Here is an 18,236-nt window from a genome sequence, read left to right on the forward strand (position 1 = left end):
TATCGTGCCCACGTTGATGTGCGGCTTCGTTCTTTCAAATTTTTCCTTGGACATGATACTCCTGCGAACAAAGTTGGTTGGATTGAATGGAGCCCATAACCGGGGTTGAACCGGTGACCTCTTTCTTACCAAGAAAGTGCTCTACCGCTGAGCTATATGGGCGATTCGATGCGGACCTTCCGGACGCTGGAGCGGGTGAGCGGAATTGAACCGCCGTCATCAGCTTGGAAGGCTGAGGTTCTACCACTGAACTACACCCGCGCGGAACCGCCCCGACCGCCGCTGTCGTTGAGATTTTCAAGTTCATTGTCACCCCGGTTTTCCCGGCTACCCCCTCCTCAGTGCTGTGGTGGAGGGGGTAGGATTCGAACCTACGAAGGCAAAGCCAGCAGATTTACAGTCTGCCCCCGTTGACCGCTTGGGTACCCCTCCGGGAAACACGGTATTATCCCAACAGCGGGGCGGCCTGTCAATGCATTCCGCGCCAAAATCGGGCTTTCCGCGCCGGAAATCAGACTTGGGCTCCCTCGTGGCGCAGCAGCCACGCCTTGACGGCCAGCCCCCGCTGCCGCGTCGGGCCGGTATAGCCGCGCAGGTCGCCGGATTTGGCGATGACCCGGTGGCACGGGATGACGATGGGCAGCGGGTTGGAGCGGCAGGCGCCGCCGACCGCGCGCGGGTGGGTGCCGAGGCGCGCGGCGAGGCCGCCGTAGGTCAGGGTCTGACCGGCGCCGGTGGCGCTCAGCGCGCGCCAGACGCGGCGCTGGAAGCGACTGGCGGCGGCCAGGTTCAGCGGAAAACCGAAGCGCCACGACGAATCCTTGAAGTAACGCCGCAACTCGCGCGCGACGCGCTCCTCCATCGCCGCCGCCGCGGGCGCCGGCGCCGCGCGGCGCGCGCGGCGGGCGCGAAACGACAACCGCCGCAGGCCGCCGGCGTCGGCCTCGATTTCAAGCAGGCCGACGGGGGAGTCGAAATACACGGCGGCGGCTCAGAACTGGTCGGGGCGAGAGGATTTGAACCTCCGACCACCGCAACCCCATTGCGGTGCGCTACCAGACTGCGCCACGCCCCGATTGTTCATTTGAGCATCTTCAATATGCTTTCCAGTTCACCCTGCAACTCCCGCACCAGCGCCGCGTTGACGCCGGCCCTCGCCGCCTTTTCGGGGTGTTCCAGCACCTGCCTGGCCCCGTCTATCGTGTATTTGTCCACCCGCAGCAGCGTGTAAATCTTGATCAGCAGCGCGAGGTTGCGGCGGGTGTAATAGCGGCGGTTGCCGCGCCGCACCGGTTTCAGTTGCACAAACTCCTTTTCCCAGTAGCGCAGCACATGCCGCTCCACACCGCACCATTCGCTGACCTCGCCGATCGTGAAATAGTGCTTATCCGGTATCAGCGGAAAACGGGTCATCCCCGCCGTCTTTCCCAATGCAACCGGAGACCCGGCTTTTCAGTTTCTGCCCCGGCTTGAAGACGACGACGCGGCGCGCCACGATGGGCACCTCCTCCCCCGTCTTCGGGTTTCTGCCGGGGCGCTCGTTCTTGTCGCGCAGCACGAAATTGCCGAAACCGGACAACTTGACAATCTTGTCGTTGCCGAGCATGCGGCTTATCTCGGAAAAGAAATTCTCGACGAATTCCTTCGACTCGCTCTTGCTGAAGCCGAGTTGCTGCGAGAGGTTGTTGACCAAATCGGATTTGGTTACTGTAGTTTTTGTCATTGTTCCGTCAAAAACTCCGAATCATCCGCGGGCGCGGCGGAGGTCGTTCTCAACTCTCCGCGCAGTTCCCGCCGCAGGGCGGCGGCGATGGTCTCGACCCAGGCGTCGCTTGCGCCGCCGGTCAGGGTGCCGGACAAATCCTGAAAAATCAATCCCAACGCCATGCTTCTGAAACCGGATTGTATATCACCACCCTCGAAAACATCAAATACCACCGTTTCCGCCAGATAATCCAGTTGCAGGCCGTTGATGCAGCGCAGCACCGCCGCCGCCGTCACCTCCGCCGGGAACACGACGGCGATGTCGCGGCGCACCGACGGGTACGGCGACACCGGCTTGCACGACACCGGCGCCGGCGCCGCGATGCGCCCGAGTTCAAGTTCAAACAACAGCACCGGCATCGCCGCCGGCAATTCCAGTTGCCGCTCCGCCGCCGGCGACAGTTGGCCGAGGCAGCCGATGCGCGCGCCGTCCAGCAGCACGGCGGCGGTGCGCCCCGGATGAAGCGCCGGGTGTTCGCACGCCTCAAAGGCGAGGTCGCCGGCGCCGCGCAGCAGGCGCTCAATGTCGCCCTTGACATCGTAGAAACCGCAAATGCCGCGGCCTTCGCGCGACGGCCCGGCATCGCCGCCGCCGCGCCGCCGCGCCGCGCCGTCGTCGCCCCACTGTTCAGGGTACAGCGCGCCACAGGCCAGCCCCGCCAGCATCTGCGCCTGCCCCGGGCGGCCATCGCGGATGAAAAAGGCCGGGCCGCGCTCAAAAATCCGCACGCGCTCGCGGCGGCGGTGCAGGTTGCGGGCCAGCACTTGCAGCAGGCCCGGCCACAGCGAGGTGCGCATCACCGACATCTCGTTTGAGATGGGGTTCTTCAGGCGCGGCGCGGTTTCGCCGTTGAAACGCCCGGCCTGGTCGTCGGCGATGAAACTGTAGGTAACGACTTCGTAGTAGCCGGCCTCGACCAGGCGCTCGTCAAGACGCCGGTTGCGCGCGCGCAGGCGCGCGGCGCCGTCGTCCGCGCCGTCGCCGGCGGAGATGGTTCCGGCGCCGGCAAACGCAAACGGCGCGCCGCCGGGCCGGCGCCGTTCCGGGATGTTGTCGTAGCCGTGGAAACGCGCGATTTCCTCGATCAGGTCTTCTTCAATGTGCAGGTCAAAGCGGTACGACGGCGGCAGGCAGCGCCAGCCGTTTTCGGCGGTCTCGACGCGGCAGCCGAGATTGTGCAGCGTCTTTGCAACGAAGTCGCCGGCGACGGCGACGCCGAGGCGCTTTTCAATGGCCGCGGCGCGCAGTGCAATCGCGCCGGACTGCGGCAGGTGCGGCGCGCTTTCGACTTCGTGCACCGGCCCGGCGCCGCCGCCGGCGATTTCCAGCAGCAACTGCGTCGCGCGCGCCAGCGCGCGGTGCTGCAAGTGCGGGTCAACGCCGCGTTCAAAACGGTGTGAAGACTCGGTGTGCAGGCCCAATGCGCGCGCGCGCCCGGCGATGGCGCGCGGCGCGAAGAACGCGCATTCAATGACGATGTCGCGGGTGTCGGCGCCGACCGCGCTGTGCGCGCCGCCGATGACGCCGGCCACCGCGACCGGGCCGGTCTCGTCGGCAATGACCAGCGTTTGCCGGTTCAGCGCAAGCGCCGCGCCGTCGTTGTCGGTGTCGCTGTCGGCGCCGATGGGAAGCAGCGATTCGGCGTCCTTCGCAAACCGCACGCGGACTTCGCCGGAAAGACGCCGCCGGTCAAAGGCGTGCATCGGCTGCCCGGTCTCAAGCATCACATAGTTCAGCACATCCACGACCGGGTGCACGCTGCGCATGCCGCAGCGGCGCAGGCGCTCGCGCATCCACAGCGGCGCCGTCGCCGCCGCATCAAGGCCGGTGACGACCCTTGACAAATAGCGCGGACAGGCATCGGCGGCCTCGACGGCGGCCTCGCAGCGCGCATCATGGGCCGCCGCCACCGCCGGCGTTTCGGGCACAGGCAGCGCGCCGCCCTGCAGCACGGCGATTTCACGCGCGATGCCGACGACGCTGAAACAGTCGGCGCGGTTGGGCGTCAATTCAAAGTCGTAGATGAGGTCGTCGGCGCCGAGGTGTTCGCTGAGGTCGGCGCCGGGTTCGATTTCGCCGAGGTCGAGCAGGCCGTCGCTGTGCTCGCCGAGGCCGAGTTCGGCGCCCGAACACAGCATGCCTTCGGATTCAACGCCGCGAATCACGGTCTTCAAAATGTCCGTGCCGCCGATGCGCGCGCCTTCCAGCGCGAGCGGCGCGCACAAACCCTCGCGCACATTCGGCGCGCCGCAAACCACCCGGCGGTGCTGGCCTGCGCCGGCGTCAACCCGGCACAGTCGCAGGCGCGCGGCGTCGGGGTGCGCGGCGACCGACTCGACGCGCGCGGCGACCACCTTCGGCAGCGCCGGCGCCGCCGCCGTCACCGAGTCCACTTCAAGGCCGGCCAGCGTCAGGCGCTCGCCCAGCGCGCGCGCGTCTTCGGGCGCAATCGCCACCCATTGCCGGAGCCATTCAAGGTTGCAGCGCACGGCGGCCCCGCTCAGGCGGAAAACTGCGCGCAAAAGCGCAGGTCGTTCTCGAAGAATATTCTCAGGTCGTCAATGCCGTGGCGCAGCATCGCAAGGCGCTCGATGCCGAGGCCGAAGGCGTAGCCGCTGTAACGCCCGGCGTCGTAACCGACCGCTTTCAGCACATTCGGATGCACCATGCCGCAGCCCATGATCTCGAGCCAGCCGTGGCGTCCGCCGCCGTGGCGCCAGTGGATGTCCACCTCGGCGGACGGCTCGGTGAACGGAAAATACGACGGCCTGAACCGGATCGGCAAATCGCGCTCCTCAAAAAAGGCGCGCAGGAAACCCGTCACGACGCCCTTGAGGTCGGCGAACGAAACCGCCTCGTCCACCGCGAGGCCCTCGACCTGGTGGAACATCGGGCTGTGCGTGACATCAAGGTCGCAGCGATAGACCCGCCCCGGCGCGATCATCCGGATCGGCGGGCGGGCGCGGCGCATCACGCGAATCTGCACCGGCGAGGTGTGCGTGCGCAGCAGCAGGCCGTCGTTGAGATAGAAAGTGTCGTGCATCGCGCGCGCCGGGTGCAGCGGCGGGATGTTCAGCGCCTCGAAGTTGTGGAAGTCATCCTCGATGTCGGGGCCTTCCTCGATGTCGAAGCCGGCGCGCTGCAACAGGTCCTCGACGCGGCGCAGCGTGCGCGTCACCGGGTGCAGCGCGCCGGCGCGTTGGCCGCGCCCCGGCAGCGTCACATCCATCTTCTCGCCGGCGAGGCGGCGCTCCAGCGCCTGTTCGTCGAGGGCCGCGCGGCGGCGCTCAAACGCCTGCTGCACGCCGCGCTTGGCGGCGTTGACGGCCTTGCCGGCGGCGGGGCGGCGCTGCGGCGGCAGCGAATCGAGTTCCTTCAGGCGGCGCGTGATGGCGCCTTTCCTGCCGAGGTATTCAACGCGCAGCCGGTCGAGTTCGGAAACCGTCTGCGCCGCCGCCATGCGTTCGCGCGCTTCGGAGGCGATTCTCGCAATCTCCTGCATCCGTCTTGCCCGCGCAGCGCCCCGCGAGCGGCCTCAGGCGGCGAGCGCGGCCTTTGCCTTCTCGGCAATCTTGCCGAAAGCGTCCGGGTCGCTGACCGCGAGTTCGGCCAGCATTTTGCGGTCTATCTCGATGCCGGCCCGCGCCATGCCGGCGATCAGGCGGCTGTAGGACAGGCCGAAGTGTCGCGCGGCGGCGTTGATGCGGACAATCCACAGGCCGCGGAAAAACCGCTTGCGCCCGCGGCGGTCGCGGTAGGCGTACTCGCCGGCGCGGATGACCGCCTGGCGGGCGGCGCGGAAAGTCCTGCTGCGGGCGCCGCGGTAGCCTTTGGCGCGCTTCAGCACCTCCTTGTGGCGGGCGTGCGCGGCGACGCTGTTCTTCGCTCGTGACATGGCCTCCCCCGGTTACGCGTACGGCAGCAACTTGCGCATCACGGCCTCGTCGCTGGCGTGTATCAGGTCGGGCGCGCGCAGGTTGCGCTTGCGCTTGGCGCTTTTCTTCGTCAGGATGTGGCGCGCGTGCGAGTGCTTCTTGCGGTACGAGCCGGAGGCCGTCTTGCGGAAGCGCTTGGCGGCGCCGCGGTTGGTTTTCAGTTTCGGCATTTTCTCAATTCTGCTGCTGTTTCTTCTTCGGCGCCATGACCATCACAATCATGCGCCCCTCGTTCTTCGGCGCCTGCTCGACGACGGCGTGCTCGGCGAGGTCGTCGCGCACCCGCTCCAGCATCTTCATTCCCAGTTCCCGGTGCATCATCTCGCGGCCCCTGAATCGCAGAACAATCTTGGCCTTGTCGCCGTCCTGCAGGAAGCGGACCAAACTGCGCAGCTTGGTCTCGTAATCCATCTTGTCGGTGCCCGGCCTGAACTTGATCTCCTTGACCTGCGTGCGCTTCTGCTTCTTTCGCGCCTGCTGCGCCTTCTTGCGCTGCTCGAAACGGAATTTGCCGTAGTCCATGACCCGGCACACCGGCGGCGACGCGTTCGGCACCAACTCGACCAGGTCGAGTTCGCGCTCGGTTGCGAAACGGCGCGCGTCGGTGGCGCTCATGATGCCCATGTTGACGCCCTCGGGGTCAATCAGACGCACGTTCAAATCGTTGATCTCGTCGTTCAAACGATTTCTTTTTGTCAGCTTGATGCCGTCCTCCTGTTCATGTTGCGGCTTTTGTCTCTTTTTCCCACTCTTGCGCCAGCCGCGAAACGGGCATGGCGCCGAGGTCGCTGCCGTCAAGCGAGCGCACCGCAACGGTTTCACCGGAGCGTTCCGCGTCGCCTGTAATCAGCATGTAGGGAACACGCTTGAGCGTGTGTTCCCTGATTTTATAGTTTATCTTCTCATTTCTCAAGTCCGCCGCGACGCGGAAACCGCGGGCGCGCAAATCCCCGGCCACCGCCGCCGCGTAGTCGCGCTGGGCGTCGGTGATGTTCATCACCACGGCCTGCACCGGCGCCAGCCACAGCGGCAGTTTGCCGCCGTGGTTCTCAATCAGGATGCCGATGAAGCGCTCCAGCGAGCCGAGGATGGCGCGGTGAATCATCACCGGCGTCCTGCGCGCACTGTCGGCGGCGACATATTCGGCGCCGAGGCGGCCCGGCATCGAGAAGTCTATCTGGATGGTTCCGCACTGCCACTTGCGGCCCAAACTGTCGGTCAGCGTGAAATCAATCTTGGGGCCGTAGAACGCGCCCTCGCCCGGCTGCACCGCGAACTCGAGGCGGCGCGCCTTCAGCGCCTCTTCCAGCGCGCGCTCGGCCTTGTCCCACAGCGCGTCGTCGCCGACGCGCCGCGGCGGGCGCGTGGACAGCGCGACCAGCACATCATTGAAACCGAAGTCGCGATAGACGCGAAACATCATCTCGATCAAGGCCGCGATCTCGGGCTGCAACTGTTCCTCGCCGCAGAAGATGTGGGCGTCGTCCTGCGTGAAGCGCCGCGCCCGCATCAGGCCGTGCAGCGTGCCGGAAGGCTCGTTGCGGTGGACGACGCCGAACTCGGCCAGGCGGTACGGCAGGTCGCGGTAACTCTTGAGGCCCTGGTTGTAAATCTGGATGTGCGCCGGGCAGTTCATCGGCTTGACCGCGTAGTCGCGCTTCTCCGACTCGGTCGAGAAGATCATGTCGCCGAACTTGTCCCAGTGGCCGGAGCGCTCCCACAGCGAGCGGTCGAGCATCTGCGGCGTGTGCACCTCGTGGTAACCGGCGCCGGCGAGCGCGGCGCGCATGTAGTCCTCGACCAGGCGGTAGAGCGTCCAGCCGTTCTCGTGCCAGAACACCATGCCCGGCGCCTCGGGCTGGAAATGAAACAGGTCCATCTGCGCGCCGAGGCGGCGGTGGTCGCGTTTGCCGGCCTCCTCCAGATGCGCCAGGTGCGCCTTGAGTTGCTTGCGGTCGGCCCACGCGGTGCCGTAAATGCGCTGCAGCATCTCGTTGTTGTGGTCGCCGCGCCAGTAGGCGCCGGCGACGCCGGTCAGGTGAAAGGCGCGCAGGTGGCGCGTGTTCGGCACATGCGGGCCGCGGCACATGTCCACATATTCCTCGTGGTGGTAGAGCGCGATGATCTCGCCGTCCGGTATCGCGCGCGCGATTTGCACCTTGTACGGCTCGCCGCGCTCCTCGAAGGTGCTGATGGCCTGCTCGCGCGTGACGACCTTGCGCACCACATCGTAGTCTTTGCCTGCCAGTTCGGTCATGCGCCGCTCGATGGCCTCGAGGTCGTCCTCGGTGAACGGGCGGCGGTAGGCGATGTCGTAATAGAAGCCGTTTTCGATGACCGGGCCGATGGCCATTTGCGCGTCGGGGTAGAGTTGCTTGACGGCGTGGCCCATCAGGTGCGCGAACGAGTGGCGCACGATTTCAAGGCCCTCCTCGTCTTTCGCGGTGATGATGCGCAGCGGCGCGTCTTCCGGGATTTCAACGCAGGCGTCCACCAGGCGCCCGGCGACCTCGCCGGCGAGCGCCGCCTTCGCGAGGCCCGGGCCGATGTCCTCGGCCACGCGCATCACCGTGACCGGCTGCTGAAAGGTCTTGCTGCTGCCGTCGGGAAGTGTGATTTCGGGCATCGGTGTCGTTCGGGTCGCCTGTGCGGGCATGGTAGGCGCGATTGGACTCGAACCAACGACCCCCACCATGTCAAGGTGGTGCTCTAACCAGCTGAGCTACGCGCCTTCCGTGCAAAGCCCGTCACGGGCGCAAAGGATAGCACAATGTGTCAGGGCGGCGGCCCGTCCGCCGTCATTGCGGCTGCGCGCGCGCCGCGCACGCGGCGGCGGGCGGCGGGCGGCGTCATGCGCTCGCCCTTTCGCCGAGACCCCCGCCGAAGTGTTCATCCAGGCCCTCTTCAAAGCCGAAGACCTGCTCCTTGATGCGCGCGATTTCATCGCGCACGCGCGCCGCCTCCTCAAATTCAAGGTTGCGCGCGTGCGCGAACATCTTGTCCTCCATCTTCTTGATCTTGCCGACGGCCTGGTTCGGCGTCAACTCGCAATAATCACCCGCTGCAATCTCGGCGACCCTGCCGCGGGCGCGGCCCTTCTCGATGCCGTGGCGGCGGGTGTGCGCGCCCTCCATGATGTCGGTCACCTTCTTGCGGATGCCCTGCGGGCGAATGCCGTGCTTTTTGTTGAACGCAATCTGCTTCGCGCGGCGGCGGTCGGTCTCGTCCATCGCCGTGCGCATCGAGCCGGTGACGGCGTCGGCGTAGAGGATGGCCCTGCCGTTCAGGTGGCGCGCGGCGCGCCCGATGGTCTGCACCAGCGATGTGCCGGAGCGCAGAAAACCCTCCTTGTCGGCGTCGAAGACCGCGACCAGCGAGACCTCCGGGATGTCCAGCCCCTCGCGCAGCAGGTTGATGCCGACGAGCACATCAAACACGCCCATGCGCAGGTCGCGGATGATCTCGACGCGCTCGACCGTGTCCACATCGGAATGCAGGTAGCGCACGCGCACGCCGTGCTCGAACAGGTAGTCGGTCAAATCCTCGGCCATGCGCTTGGTCAGCGTCGTAATCAGCACGCGCTCGCCGAGTTCGGCGCGGCGGTTGATTTCCGACAGCACATCGTCCACCTGCGACGCCACCGGGCGCACCTCGACCTGCGGGTCCACCAGGCCGGTGGGGCGCACCACCTGCTCGATGACGGCGCCGCTGTGCTCCTTCTCGTAGGTTGCCGGCGTCGCCGACACGAACACCATCTGCGGCGCCAGCGCCTCGAACTCGTCGAAGCGCAATGGCCGGTTGTCGAGCGCCGACGGCAGCCGGAAGCCGTATTCCACCAGCGTTTTCTTGCGCGAATGGTCGCCGCGGTACATGCCCATGAATTGCGGGATAGCGACATGGCTCTCGTCCACGACCATCAGCGCGTTGCCCGGCAGGTAATCGAGCAGGCACGGCGGCGGCTCGCCGGCGCCGCGCCCGCTCAGGTAGCGCGAATAGTTCTCGATGCCGGCGCAGTAGCCGAGTTCGTGCATCATCTCAAGGTCGAACACCGTGCGCTGCTCCAGGCGCTGCGCCTCGACCAGTTTGTTCGCCTTCGTCAGGCGGTCGAGTTCGGCGCGCAATTCCTCCCTGACCTGTTCGATGGCCTTGAGGATGGTCTCGCGCGGCGTCACATAGTGGCTCTTGGGATAGACCGTCAGGCGCGGCACGCGCGCCAGCACCTCGCCGGTGAGCGGGTCGAAGTAACTGAGGTTTTCAATCTCGTCGTCGAACAACTCGACGCGCACCGCCTCGCGGCCCGACTCCGCCGGGTGGATGTCAATGACATCGCCGTGCACGCGGAAGGTGCCGCGGCGCAACTCGGTGTCGTTGCGCTTGTACTGCAACTCGGCGAGGCGGCGCAGGATGGCGCGCTGCTCGACCGGCTCGCCGCGGTCCAGGTGCAGCACCATGCTCAGGTATTTCTTCGGGTCGCCGAGGCCGTAGATGGCGGACACGGTGCCGACGATGACGGTGTCGGGCCGCTCGAACAGCGCCTTGGTCGCCGACAGGCGCATCTGCTCGACATGGTCGTTGACCGAGGCGTCCTTCTCGATGTAGGTGTCGCTGCTGGGCACATAGGCCTCCGGCTGGTAGTAGTCGTAATACGACACGAAATACTCGACCGCGGCCTTCGGGAAATACTCCTTCATCTCGCCGTAGAGTTGCGCGGCGAGGGTCTTGTTCGGCGCCAGGATGATGGTGGGGCGCTGCACGCGCTCGATGACATTGGCGATGGTGAAGGTCTTGCCGGAGCCGGTGACGCCCAGCAGCGTCATGTGCGACAGGCCGTCGGACAGCCCCGTCACCAGATCGTTGATGGCGCCGGGCTGGTCGCCGGCGGCGGTGTAGGCGCTTTCCAGTTTGAACTTTCGTCCGCTCATACAATCCGCGCCTGGAACACTTTATTTCAGGCGCGACTGACAGTATGATACCAGCCGGAGCGGGGGGCGGCGCTTCCCGCGCCGCCCTTTTGGCCGCCGCGCAACGGGAACCCCCGCGCAGGCGGGGGCCGCACCCAACCCACACCGGAACACGAGACCATGCCGAACACATTCTCCCAGCGCGCGCAGAAAATCAGCCCGTCGCAGACCCTCAGCATTTCCGCGCTTTCCAACCGGCTGCGCGCGGAAGGCCGGGATGTCATCAACCTGGCCGTCGGGCAGCCGGATTTTCCGACGCCGGAGCATGTCAAGGAAGCGGCGGCGAAGGCGATGCGCGACAACAAGACCGGCTACACCGCGGTGGACGGCACCGCGGAACTCAAGCAGGCGGTGGCGGACAAACTGAAGTGCGAAAACGGCCTGGACTACGCGGGCGACCAGATACTGGTGTCGTGCGGCGCCAAGCACAGCCTCTACAACCTCTGCCAGGCGCTGCTGAACAAGGGCGACGAGGTGATCACGCCGGCGCCGTTCTGGCTCAGCTACCCGGAACTGATCAAACTGGCCGAGGGCGAGCCGGTGATACTGCGCGCCGGCATGGGGCAGCGTTTCAAGATTAACGCGCAGCAACTGGAGCGCAGCATCACCAAAAACACGCGGCTGCTGATGCTGAACAGCCCGAACAATCCGTCGGGCATGCTGTATTCAAGAAGCGAGCTGGGGGAACTGGCCGAGGTGCTGCTGCAAAACCCGAACATCCATATTTGCAGCGACGACATTTACGAGCACTTTGTGTTCGGCGCGGAGCCGTTTGCCAACATTGTCAATGTGTGCCCGGAACTGCAATCAAGGACGGTCGTGATCAACGGCGTGTCAAAGGCGTTCTCGATGACCGGCTGGCGCATCGGCTACGCCGCCGGCCCCGCCGGGCTGATTGCGGTGATGAAGAAGATTCAGTCGCAAAGCACCTCGAACCCGTGCTCCATCTCGCAGGAGGCTGCGCGCGCCGCGCTCGACGGGCCACTGGACTGCGTGGCGAAGATGCGCGAGACCTTCGCCGAACGCCGCGACTGGCTGGGCGCGGCGCTGCGGAAAATCAACGGCGTGGAAACGCTGATGCCGGACGGGAGTTTTTATGTGTTCCCCAATTTCTCCGGCGTGATTGAGCGCCACCCCAAAGTCGGCAACGACCTGGAACTGGCGGAGTACCTGCTGGAGAAACACCATGTGGCGGCGGTGCCGGGAATCGCGTTCGGAATGGTCAACCACCTGCGGCTGTCGTTCGCAACGGGAATGGATGAACTGGAAAAGGCGGTGGAGCGAATTGCGGAGATGGCGGGGGAACAGGCGTGATTTGCTGTGGCGCAGGTTCCGGTGATGCGCCGCCCTCCTGCAATTGACTTGCCGTCGCAGCGTCCATTAAACTTGCGGATTACCCTTTCCCCGGTAGCTCAGTTGGTAGAGCGGGTGACTGTTAATCACTAGGTCGGCGGTTCGAGCCCGTCCCGGGGAGCCAGATTAACCTATTTATTTCTGAACACAATCGCAAAGATTGAAAATGATGAAAAAAATAAAAGATATCCCAAGAGTCGACAGACCACGCGAGAAGTTTCTCAAAAAAGGACCGGAAGCGCTCTCAAAGAGTGACCTTCTGGCCATCATGCTTGGAAGTGGAATTAGGGGGAAGAATGTACAACAATTATCTCAACAAATCATCAGAAGGTTTGGTAAGAATTTTCTGAATATCACAATTGATGATTTACAGGAAATTGCAGGAATTGGTCAAGCAAAAGCCCTGCAAATCATATCCGCGATTTCTCTCGTGAAGAGGTGCTACGACGATAATCGGGAGAATGACATAAAAATCAGGAATTACCGTGATGTCGCTTCACTTACTTATGACCTGAAGAACAAGAAAAAAGAACATCTTGTCTGCTTGTATCTCAATGCAAGAAATATTTTATTAAAAAAAGAAGTGGTGAGTATCGGCCTCGTGGATAAAACATTATTGCATCCGAGAGAAGTTTTTCACCCTGCAACGGAATATAATGCTACAGGGGTAATCCTTGTACACAATCACCCTTCCGGCGACTCTTCCCCAAGTGAAAAGGACATTCAGATTATTGAAAGAATCACACAGGCTGGAGAAATAATGGGAATTCCTGTCATTGATTTTGTGATTGTATCCAAGAAGACAAATTACAGTTTTTATCAGAGCTCAAAAAACCAAGGCAAAATTCTCGATTATGTTGAAGATGGGAAACAGGAGCCATTGTTTGATCTGCTGGAAATCGAAAGACCCGATTACAAAGTTAGTGCACAAAGGATAACCAAGCGTTACCCCCAATCACAACGTCTCAAAAAAAGCAGGTATTTCCAACTTCAAAATAGACGATACTTGGGCAACAAATACAAACTGCTCGGGTTTATTGAGGATATAGTCCTCGAAAAATGCGGCCTGGTCGATTCTTTTTGTGACATATTTGCCGGCACAGGTGTCGTTGGAGAACGACTCAATAACCCAAACATCAAGGTTATTTCCAATGATTTTCTTTTTGCAAACTACATTTGCTTACAAGCTTTCCTGGGTGTTAGCCGCGATATGCAAAAAGGCAGCGCCAAAAAGATAGAGTACCTCAATGCCTTACCAACGAGTGGAGAAAACTATTTTTCGAAACATTTTGGTGGGACATATTTCACAGTAGAAAATGCAAAGAAAATAGGAGTAATGCGAGAAGAAATAGAGCATATTGCAGACAATGCTGATGAAAAAAGCATTTTGATTTGCTCACTGCTCTACGCGGCAGACAAAGTCGCCAATACCGTTGGGCATTATGATGCATTCCGGAAAAAAATGGATATGCTGCAGCCTGTGAATCTTCTGACTCCTGATATTAATTACTCTTACAATGTGAATAATGTGATTCACAAAGAAGACGCAAATGCGCTCATCAAAAAAATCTCTTGTGATGTTCTCTATATTGACCCGCCATACAACTCGCGCCAATATTCTGATGCATATCATCTTTTAGAGAATCTTGCAGAATGGAAGAAACCCAGGGTCACCGGCATAGGCAAAAAAATGGACCGTTCGCATATCAAAAGTGCTTACTGCCTTAGGGATGCGAACCGTGCATTTTCTGATTTAATAAACAATGCAGATTGCCAACATCTTCTTCTTTCTTATAACAACACGGGAGATTCTAAAGATGGGAGATCAAATGCACGAATGAACGATGCAGAAATTTTGCAGCACTTGAGTGCGCGTGGAAGTGTTGAGATTTTCGAAAAAGACTATAAAGCCTTTACAACTGGAAAAAGTAACGGTGAAAATAATGCAGAACGCATTTTCTACTGCAAAGTGAGAAAATAACCATGAAAAAACCTTGGTCCATTACAACAACAGTACGAAATCCTTATAGATTAAGGGATTTCCTGGGCGTCTTACAGCAACTCGAAGGCTCAGAATGGGATTCTGAGAATCAGAAAAAATATCAGATTCTTCTGATTCAGAACAGACTATACGGTTATGGAACGAATCAGTTCTATAAAGGACTTTCACGAGACAAGGTCTCTCTGATTAACGATTTATCAAGAGATATTTCTCTTGAAGAGGCCACAGATATATTCAATGAGAAGGATTATGTCGACCCTGAAATGCGGGGAAGACAGTCCATGAATCCGCTTAAGAAAATGGGGGCTGCTACTGTCAAACACGATAAGGTGGTCATCACAGACTTAGGGAAATTATTTCTGAGTGATAGTTTTGATCTTGGAGAAATATTTTTCAAGTTCTTTTTGAAGTGGCAAATACCCAATCCAGTTAGCCGTAGTGACTATCCTGCAAGCGAAGGTTATGACATTAAACCTTTCGTTGCCTCACTTCACCTGATTAATACGGTTAACCAAAAGGAAATTGAGCATGGCCGCCAACCAAAAGGAGTCAGTAAGGAAGAGTTCTCTCTTTTTGCGCCAACACTGGTGCATTATCAAGATATCGGCAGTCATGCGAATAAAATCATTGATTTGAGAACAGCTTTGTCAGGAAGAACGAGTGAAGAGAAAAATACAATCTTGAGGAGTTATAAAACGAAATTTGCTCGTGAATTCTTGGAGACCAGTGACAAAAACAAGATAAACAAACTTCTGAGCACTCTGGGCGATTATGGCGATAATGCAATTCGTTATTTCCGCCTGACTCGATATGTATATATTCGTGGTGGAGGGTTTTACATTGACCTGGAATCAAGGCGAGCTATTGAGATCGAGTCTTTACTCGGCCATGACAGTGGGGCATCAAGAGCCTTTGAATCAGCAGAAGAGTACCTCGGGTATATTTCTGATATTTCTCAACCTCAACTTCCATGGGAAACCTCCGGGAAGTATATTGAGATTATTGCGAAACTTATTGAAGAGTTGCGCCAATATGAAAATTCTCTGCAAACAGAAAAAATGAGAATCAAGAACTACCGGGAAATGCCAAACAATGAGTTGAAGAACTACATCGCAGAACTGCGAGAGTATAGAAGACTGTTGCAAGAAAAAGACAATCAAGAGAAATCCCAAACGGTCGAACAGATTGAATCTTATATTGCAAATTTTGAAAATATTTTTAATCTCGAAAAACGATCTATCCTGCTGGAAAAGTTGTCTGCGCTTGGATTGCATGCACTCAACGATGCGGAAAGAATACAGCCAAACTATCCTGTTGGCGATGATAATGAGCCGACTTACACTGCTCCTGCAAACACTCCGGACATTGAGTGCTTTTATAAAGACTTTAACGCGATTTGCGAAGTCACAATGCTGACCAGGCGAGAGCAATGGTACCACGAAGGGCAACCAGTGATGAGACATTTGAGGGACTTTGAAAATGAGCATGGCGGTAAGCCATGTTATTGCCTGTTTATAGCCCCTTCATTGCACAGGGATACAATAAATACTTTTTGGAATGCGATAAAATATGAATATGAAGGGCAGGCGCAAAAAATCATTCCGCTTTCAATTGACAACTTCGTTTTGATTTTAAGGACCCTGCTCCAAATGAAAAATAAAGGGAAATTTCTAAATCATAGCGAACTTTGTCGCTTGTACAATGAAATACTGGATTCTTCCAGGCAGCACGATAACTCGGGCGAGTGGTTGCAGAGTATCCCGATCACTATCTCCTCATGGGGAGAAAGCCTGATTTCCAGAATATAGTAGATATGAAAACAAATATCATATATAACGGCAATTGTGTTAATATACTCAACAAGAAAGTTGATGAGAGCTCCATCGACTTGATTTTTGCCGATCCACCTTACAACTTGTCCGGAAGCGGCCTGCAATGGAAAGGAAACAAAACAGGTGGTGATTGGTATATGGTCAATGAGCGTTGGGACAAAATGACAACACCTGAGTATGTGCAATTTACACAAAAGTGGATTGGAGCTTGCGATAGAGTCTTGAAAGATAGCGGCGCAATTTACATTGCGTGTAGCTATCACAATATCAGTGAAGTAATGATTGTTTTAAAGCAGCTCAACTTTAAAATAAACAATATCATCACATGGCATAAAACAAATGCGATGCCCAATATGACAAAACGAGTTTTTACACACTCAACAGAGTTTGTTATTTGGTCAGTAAAGGGCAAGGGCTGGACTTTCAACTACGAAGAAGTAAAGCAAATAAACCCTATTAGGCAAAAAGATGGCCACCCAAAGCAAATGCGCGACCTCTGGGAACTGCCTCTTGTGCAAGGGAAAGAGAGGTTGCGTGGCACTGATGGTCGTGCATTACATCCCACACAGAAGCCAGAAGAAATGCTTAAAAGAATCATTTTAGCAAGCTCCAATAAAAAGGACATTGTCCTTGATCCATTCCTGGGGAGTGGAACAACAGCCTGTGTGGCAAAAAAATATGGCCGAAAATGGATTGGAATAGAACAAAATAAAAAATATTTGGAGATTGCCAGAAAAAGGATGAGATTTTAATAATATGAATCTAAGGATGTTCAATATAGAACAGCGCTCAATACCCTAGAAATAGAGAGATGATTGACAAACTCTCAGTCATTGCTTGAAGTCAACCTGTGAATACAATCAAACAATGGCCACAAAAGCAGCACGATAGCTTTGCCAACCTCATCAGCGCTTTTTCTTGACATCTAACATTCACCATCGGGCGAGGAAAACCCTTGCCCGATGGTGAATGCCTGATTACCTTTCTCGCTCTCAATAATCATCCAGTATGGACTTAGCATAACTTTCTCCGCACATATCTTTTAATATTTTTATTTGACTCTCAGGAACCTCCGCGATTAGCTGAGTAAGATAATCAAGGAAATCATCCTTATTGTTCAATGAAAACACCTTAGCCGGAAATTCTTGCAGCCTCAAGTATGGAGGGGTATCTTTAGGGAGCTCTTTGAGAAGAGAAGCAGATTCTTTATCTACAAAAAGCGCATCAAAATACGGCAGATAAGACGATATGAAACCTATATCTACAGTGGATTTTGGAGGATGCCTTTTACCACTCACTGCTCTATGTGCCAATCCGGAAAACATCACTGCACCAATCCTGATTTTCGGCACCTCCAGAAATGCATCCGTGTCCTTCATATATCTATCCAGTACATCTATAACCTCTTCTCCTTCTAATCCTTTCTTCTCAGCTACTTCGGTAAGATCGGCCAATACTTTAAGTGGCAATGGCAGCAAAACATCATCTATGTCATAGGCTTCTCCTGTAGCTATTTTTTCATTAAGCTGCCTTTGTTTAATAGAGAATTTCACCATCTCTCTCTTCAATGTTGGCCAAAAATCCGAAGCTTCCTCCCTCACTCTTTCAGCAAATTTGACGTCTTTTTGAGACTGCCATTTATCCCAAACATCTTGCAAGTCAGCACGCACCCTCATATTGCTTACTTGCTGCTTTTCTATCTCACCGGGGAAAGGACCACGGTTTACTGATACCCGCATGTCCACCACCCAATCGTGCAATTTCCTTCCAGAAAAAATGTTTTCAGGACTTAAATCAAACTCAACTTTCCTGCTCTCTATCCAGCCTTCAAAGTGCTGTACAATCTGTCGCGTCTGAACTACCTCGCCAGGAATTAAAGTATTGCTGTTGGAGAAGTGTTCATACAAATTTTTCATCTGCTCAAAATCAGTACGGCCGATTAGTGACTCACTCCTGTGATAGAAACTATCGGGGCAAACAATAGCTTGAGATTTCAAAGCCTTTTCAAGCCTTATAAATAAATCTTTCCAGAAAGGATCAGATTTAACCTTGAAATGGCTCGGATGCGATTTGTCCAGTAGCTTGACTAAATTACTGATAACAAATTGATCCAGATATATGATTTTCTTTTTAATATTTGGCAAACCATAGTGCTCTTTATAATGGCATTGAAAACATTCTCTTGTATATCTTTTTGAACCTGCAAGATGCCTTAAAACACCAAAGGACTTTTCAGCCCGGCATTCAGGACATTTTTTGTACGGCTCTACAATGAAATCCCGATGAGTCATTGCTAAATCTCCTTTTCCATTCCCTTGTATTCATACCCCTCTCCGATTTTCCAGACTTCCTTTTCGCGGAAAGCCGGTATGGTCTGGCGGCGCGCGG

The 18,236-nt window shown here is 57.3% G+C and carries 15 protein-coding genes and 6 tRNA genes; 5 read left to right on the plus strand and 16 right to left on the minus strand.

The window, feature by feature from the left end; all coding sequences use genetic code 11:
- Nucleotides 1-87: 87 nt before the first annotated feature.
- The 15 genes from OXU50_01620 to uvrB all read right to left on the minus strand — a co-directional run bounded on the left by OXU50_01620 (nucleotide 88) and on the right by uvrB (nucleotide 10,622).
- A tRNA-Thr gene (locus OXU50_01620) sits at nucleotides 88-162 on the minus strand.
- Between the two features lie 25 nt (nucleotides 163-187).
- Nucleotides 188-261: transfer RNA gene (locus OXU50_01625), tRNA-Gly, on the minus strand.
- 86 nt (nucleotides 262-347) lie between these two features.
- Nucleotides 348-432, minus strand: a tRNA-Tyr gene (locus OXU50_01630).
- A 79-nt stretch (nucleotides 433-511) separates the two neighbouring features.
- Nucleotides 512-862, minus strand: coding sequence for a methylated-DNA--[protein]-cysteine S-methyltransferase (locus tag OXU50_01635; protein ID MDD9868586.1), 351 nt, complete (start codon nucleotides 860-862; stop codon nucleotides 512-514).
- 136 nt (nucleotides 863-998) lie between these two features.
- Nucleotides 999-1,075, minus strand: a tRNA-Pro gene (locus tag OXU50_01640).
- 5 nt (nucleotides 1,076-1,080) lie between these two features.
- Nucleotides 1,081-1,413 (minus strand): MerR family transcriptional regulator, encoded by a 333-nt coding sequence (locus tag OXU50_01645; protein MDD9868587.1) that lies wholly within the window; start codon nucleotides 1,411-1,413, stop codon nucleotides 1,081-1,083.
- Nucleotides 1,385-1,723, minus strand: coding sequence for an integration host factor subunit alpha (locus tag OXU50_01650; protein MDD9868588.1), 339 nt, complete (start codon nucleotides 1,721-1,723; stop codon nucleotides 1,385-1,387). The genes OXU50_01645 and OXU50_01650 overlap by 29 nt, the downstream gene beginning before the upstream one ends.
- Nucleotides 1,720-4,287 (minus strand): phenylalanine--tRNA ligase subunit beta, encoded by a 2,568-nt coding sequence (pheT, locus tag OXU50_01655; protein MDD9868589.1) that lies wholly within the window; start codon nucleotides 4,285-4,287, stop codon nucleotides 1,720-1,722. Before pheT ends, OXU50_01650 begins: the two co-directional genes overlap by 4 nt.
- Entirely contained in the window at nucleotides 4,266-5,267 is a 1,002-nt protein-coding gene (gene pheS / locus OXU50_01660; GenBank protein MDD9868590.1) for a phenylalanine--tRNA ligase subunit alpha, read from the minus strand. Before pheS ends, pheT begins: the two co-directional genes overlap by 22 nt.
- Nucleotides 5,268-5,300: 33 nt before the next feature.
- Complete coding sequence (gene rplT / locus OXU50_01665) at nucleotides 5,301-5,660, minus strand: 50S ribosomal protein L20 (protein MDD9868591.1); 360 nt, start codon at nucleotides 5,658-5,660, stop codon at nucleotides 5,301-5,303.
- A gap of 12 nt (nucleotides 5,661-5,672) precedes the next feature.
- Nucleotides 5,673-5,870: a 50S ribosomal protein L35 gene (rpmI, locus tag OXU50_01670; GenBank protein ID MDD9868592.1), complete on the minus strand. Its 198-nt coding sequence runs from the start codon at nucleotides 5,868-5,870 to the stop codon at nucleotides 5,673-5,675.
- 4 nt (nucleotides 5,871-5,874) lie between these two features.
- A complete protein-coding gene (gene infC / locus OXU50_01675) occupies nucleotides 5,875-6,405 on the minus strand; it encodes a translation initiation factor IF-3 (protein ID MDD9868593.1) in 531 nt (176 codons plus the stop codon).
- Nucleotides 6,406-6,418: 13 nt separating this feature from the next.
- Nucleotides 6,419-8,326: a threonine--tRNA ligase gene (thrS, locus tag OXU50_01680; protein MDD9868594.1), complete on the minus strand. Its 1,908-nt coding sequence runs from the start codon at nucleotides 8,324-8,326 to the stop codon at nucleotides 6,419-6,421.
- Between the two features lie 29 nt (nucleotides 8,327-8,355).
- Nucleotides 8,356-8,432: transfer RNA gene (locus OXU50_01685), tRNA-Val, on the minus strand.
- A 117-nt stretch (nucleotides 8,433-8,549) separates the two neighbouring features.
- A complete protein-coding gene (uvrB, locus tag OXU50_01690; protein ID MDD9868595.1) occupies nucleotides 8,550-10,622 on the minus strand; it encodes an excinuclease ABC subunit UvrB in 2,073 nt (690 codons plus the stop codon).
- Nucleotides 10,623-10,781: 159 nt separating this feature from the next.
- Between uvrB and OXU50_01695 the strand changes: the two genes are divergently transcribed.
- From OXU50_01695 to OXU50_01715, 5 genes are all read left to right on the plus strand, one after another.
- Entirely contained in the window at nucleotides 10,782-11,975 is a 1,194-nt protein-coding gene (locus OXU50_01695; GenBank protein MDD9868596.1) for a pyridoxal phosphate-dependent aminotransferase, read from the plus strand.
- 87 nt (nucleotides 11,976-12,062) lie between these two features.
- Nucleotides 12,063-12,138, plus strand: a tRNA-Asn gene (locus OXU50_01700).
- A gap of 42 nt (nucleotides 12,139-12,180) precedes the next feature.
- Complete coding sequence (radC, locus tag OXU50_01705) at nucleotides 12,181-13,995, plus strand: DNA repair protein RadC (protein MDD9868597.1); 1,815 nt, start codon at nucleotides 12,181-12,183, stop codon at nucleotides 13,993-13,995.
- A gap of 2 nt (nucleotides 13,996-13,997) precedes the next feature.
- Complete coding sequence (locus OXU50_01710) at nucleotides 13,998-15,824, plus strand: AlwI family type II restriction endonuclease (GenBank protein MDD9868598.1); 1,827 nt, start codon at nucleotides 13,998-14,000, stop codon at nucleotides 15,822-15,824.
- Nucleotides 15,825-15,829: 5 nt separating this feature from the next.
- Nucleotides 15,830-16,600, plus strand: a complete 771-nt coding sequence (locus OXU50_01715) for a site-specific DNA-methyltransferase (GenBank protein ID MDD9868599.1) — start codon at nucleotides 15,830-15,832, stop codon at nucleotides 16,598-16,600.
- A gap of 240 nt (nucleotides 16,601-16,840) precedes the next feature.
- Here OXU50_01715 and OXU50_01720 read toward each other — a convergent pair whose 3' ends face one another.
- On the minus strand, nucleotides 16,841-18,139 hold the full coding sequence (locus OXU50_01720) for a hypothetical protein (GenBank protein MDD9868600.1): 1,299 nt from the start codon (nucleotides 18,137-18,139) through the stop codon (nucleotides 16,841-16,843).
- Nucleotides 18,140-18,236: the final 97 nt, after the last annotated feature.

This window comes from Gammaproteobacteria bacterium (genome assembly GCA_028817225.1).
Classification (GTDB): Bacteria; Pseudomonadota; Gammaproteobacteria; order Poriferisulfidales; family Oxydemutatoraceae; genus Oxydemutator.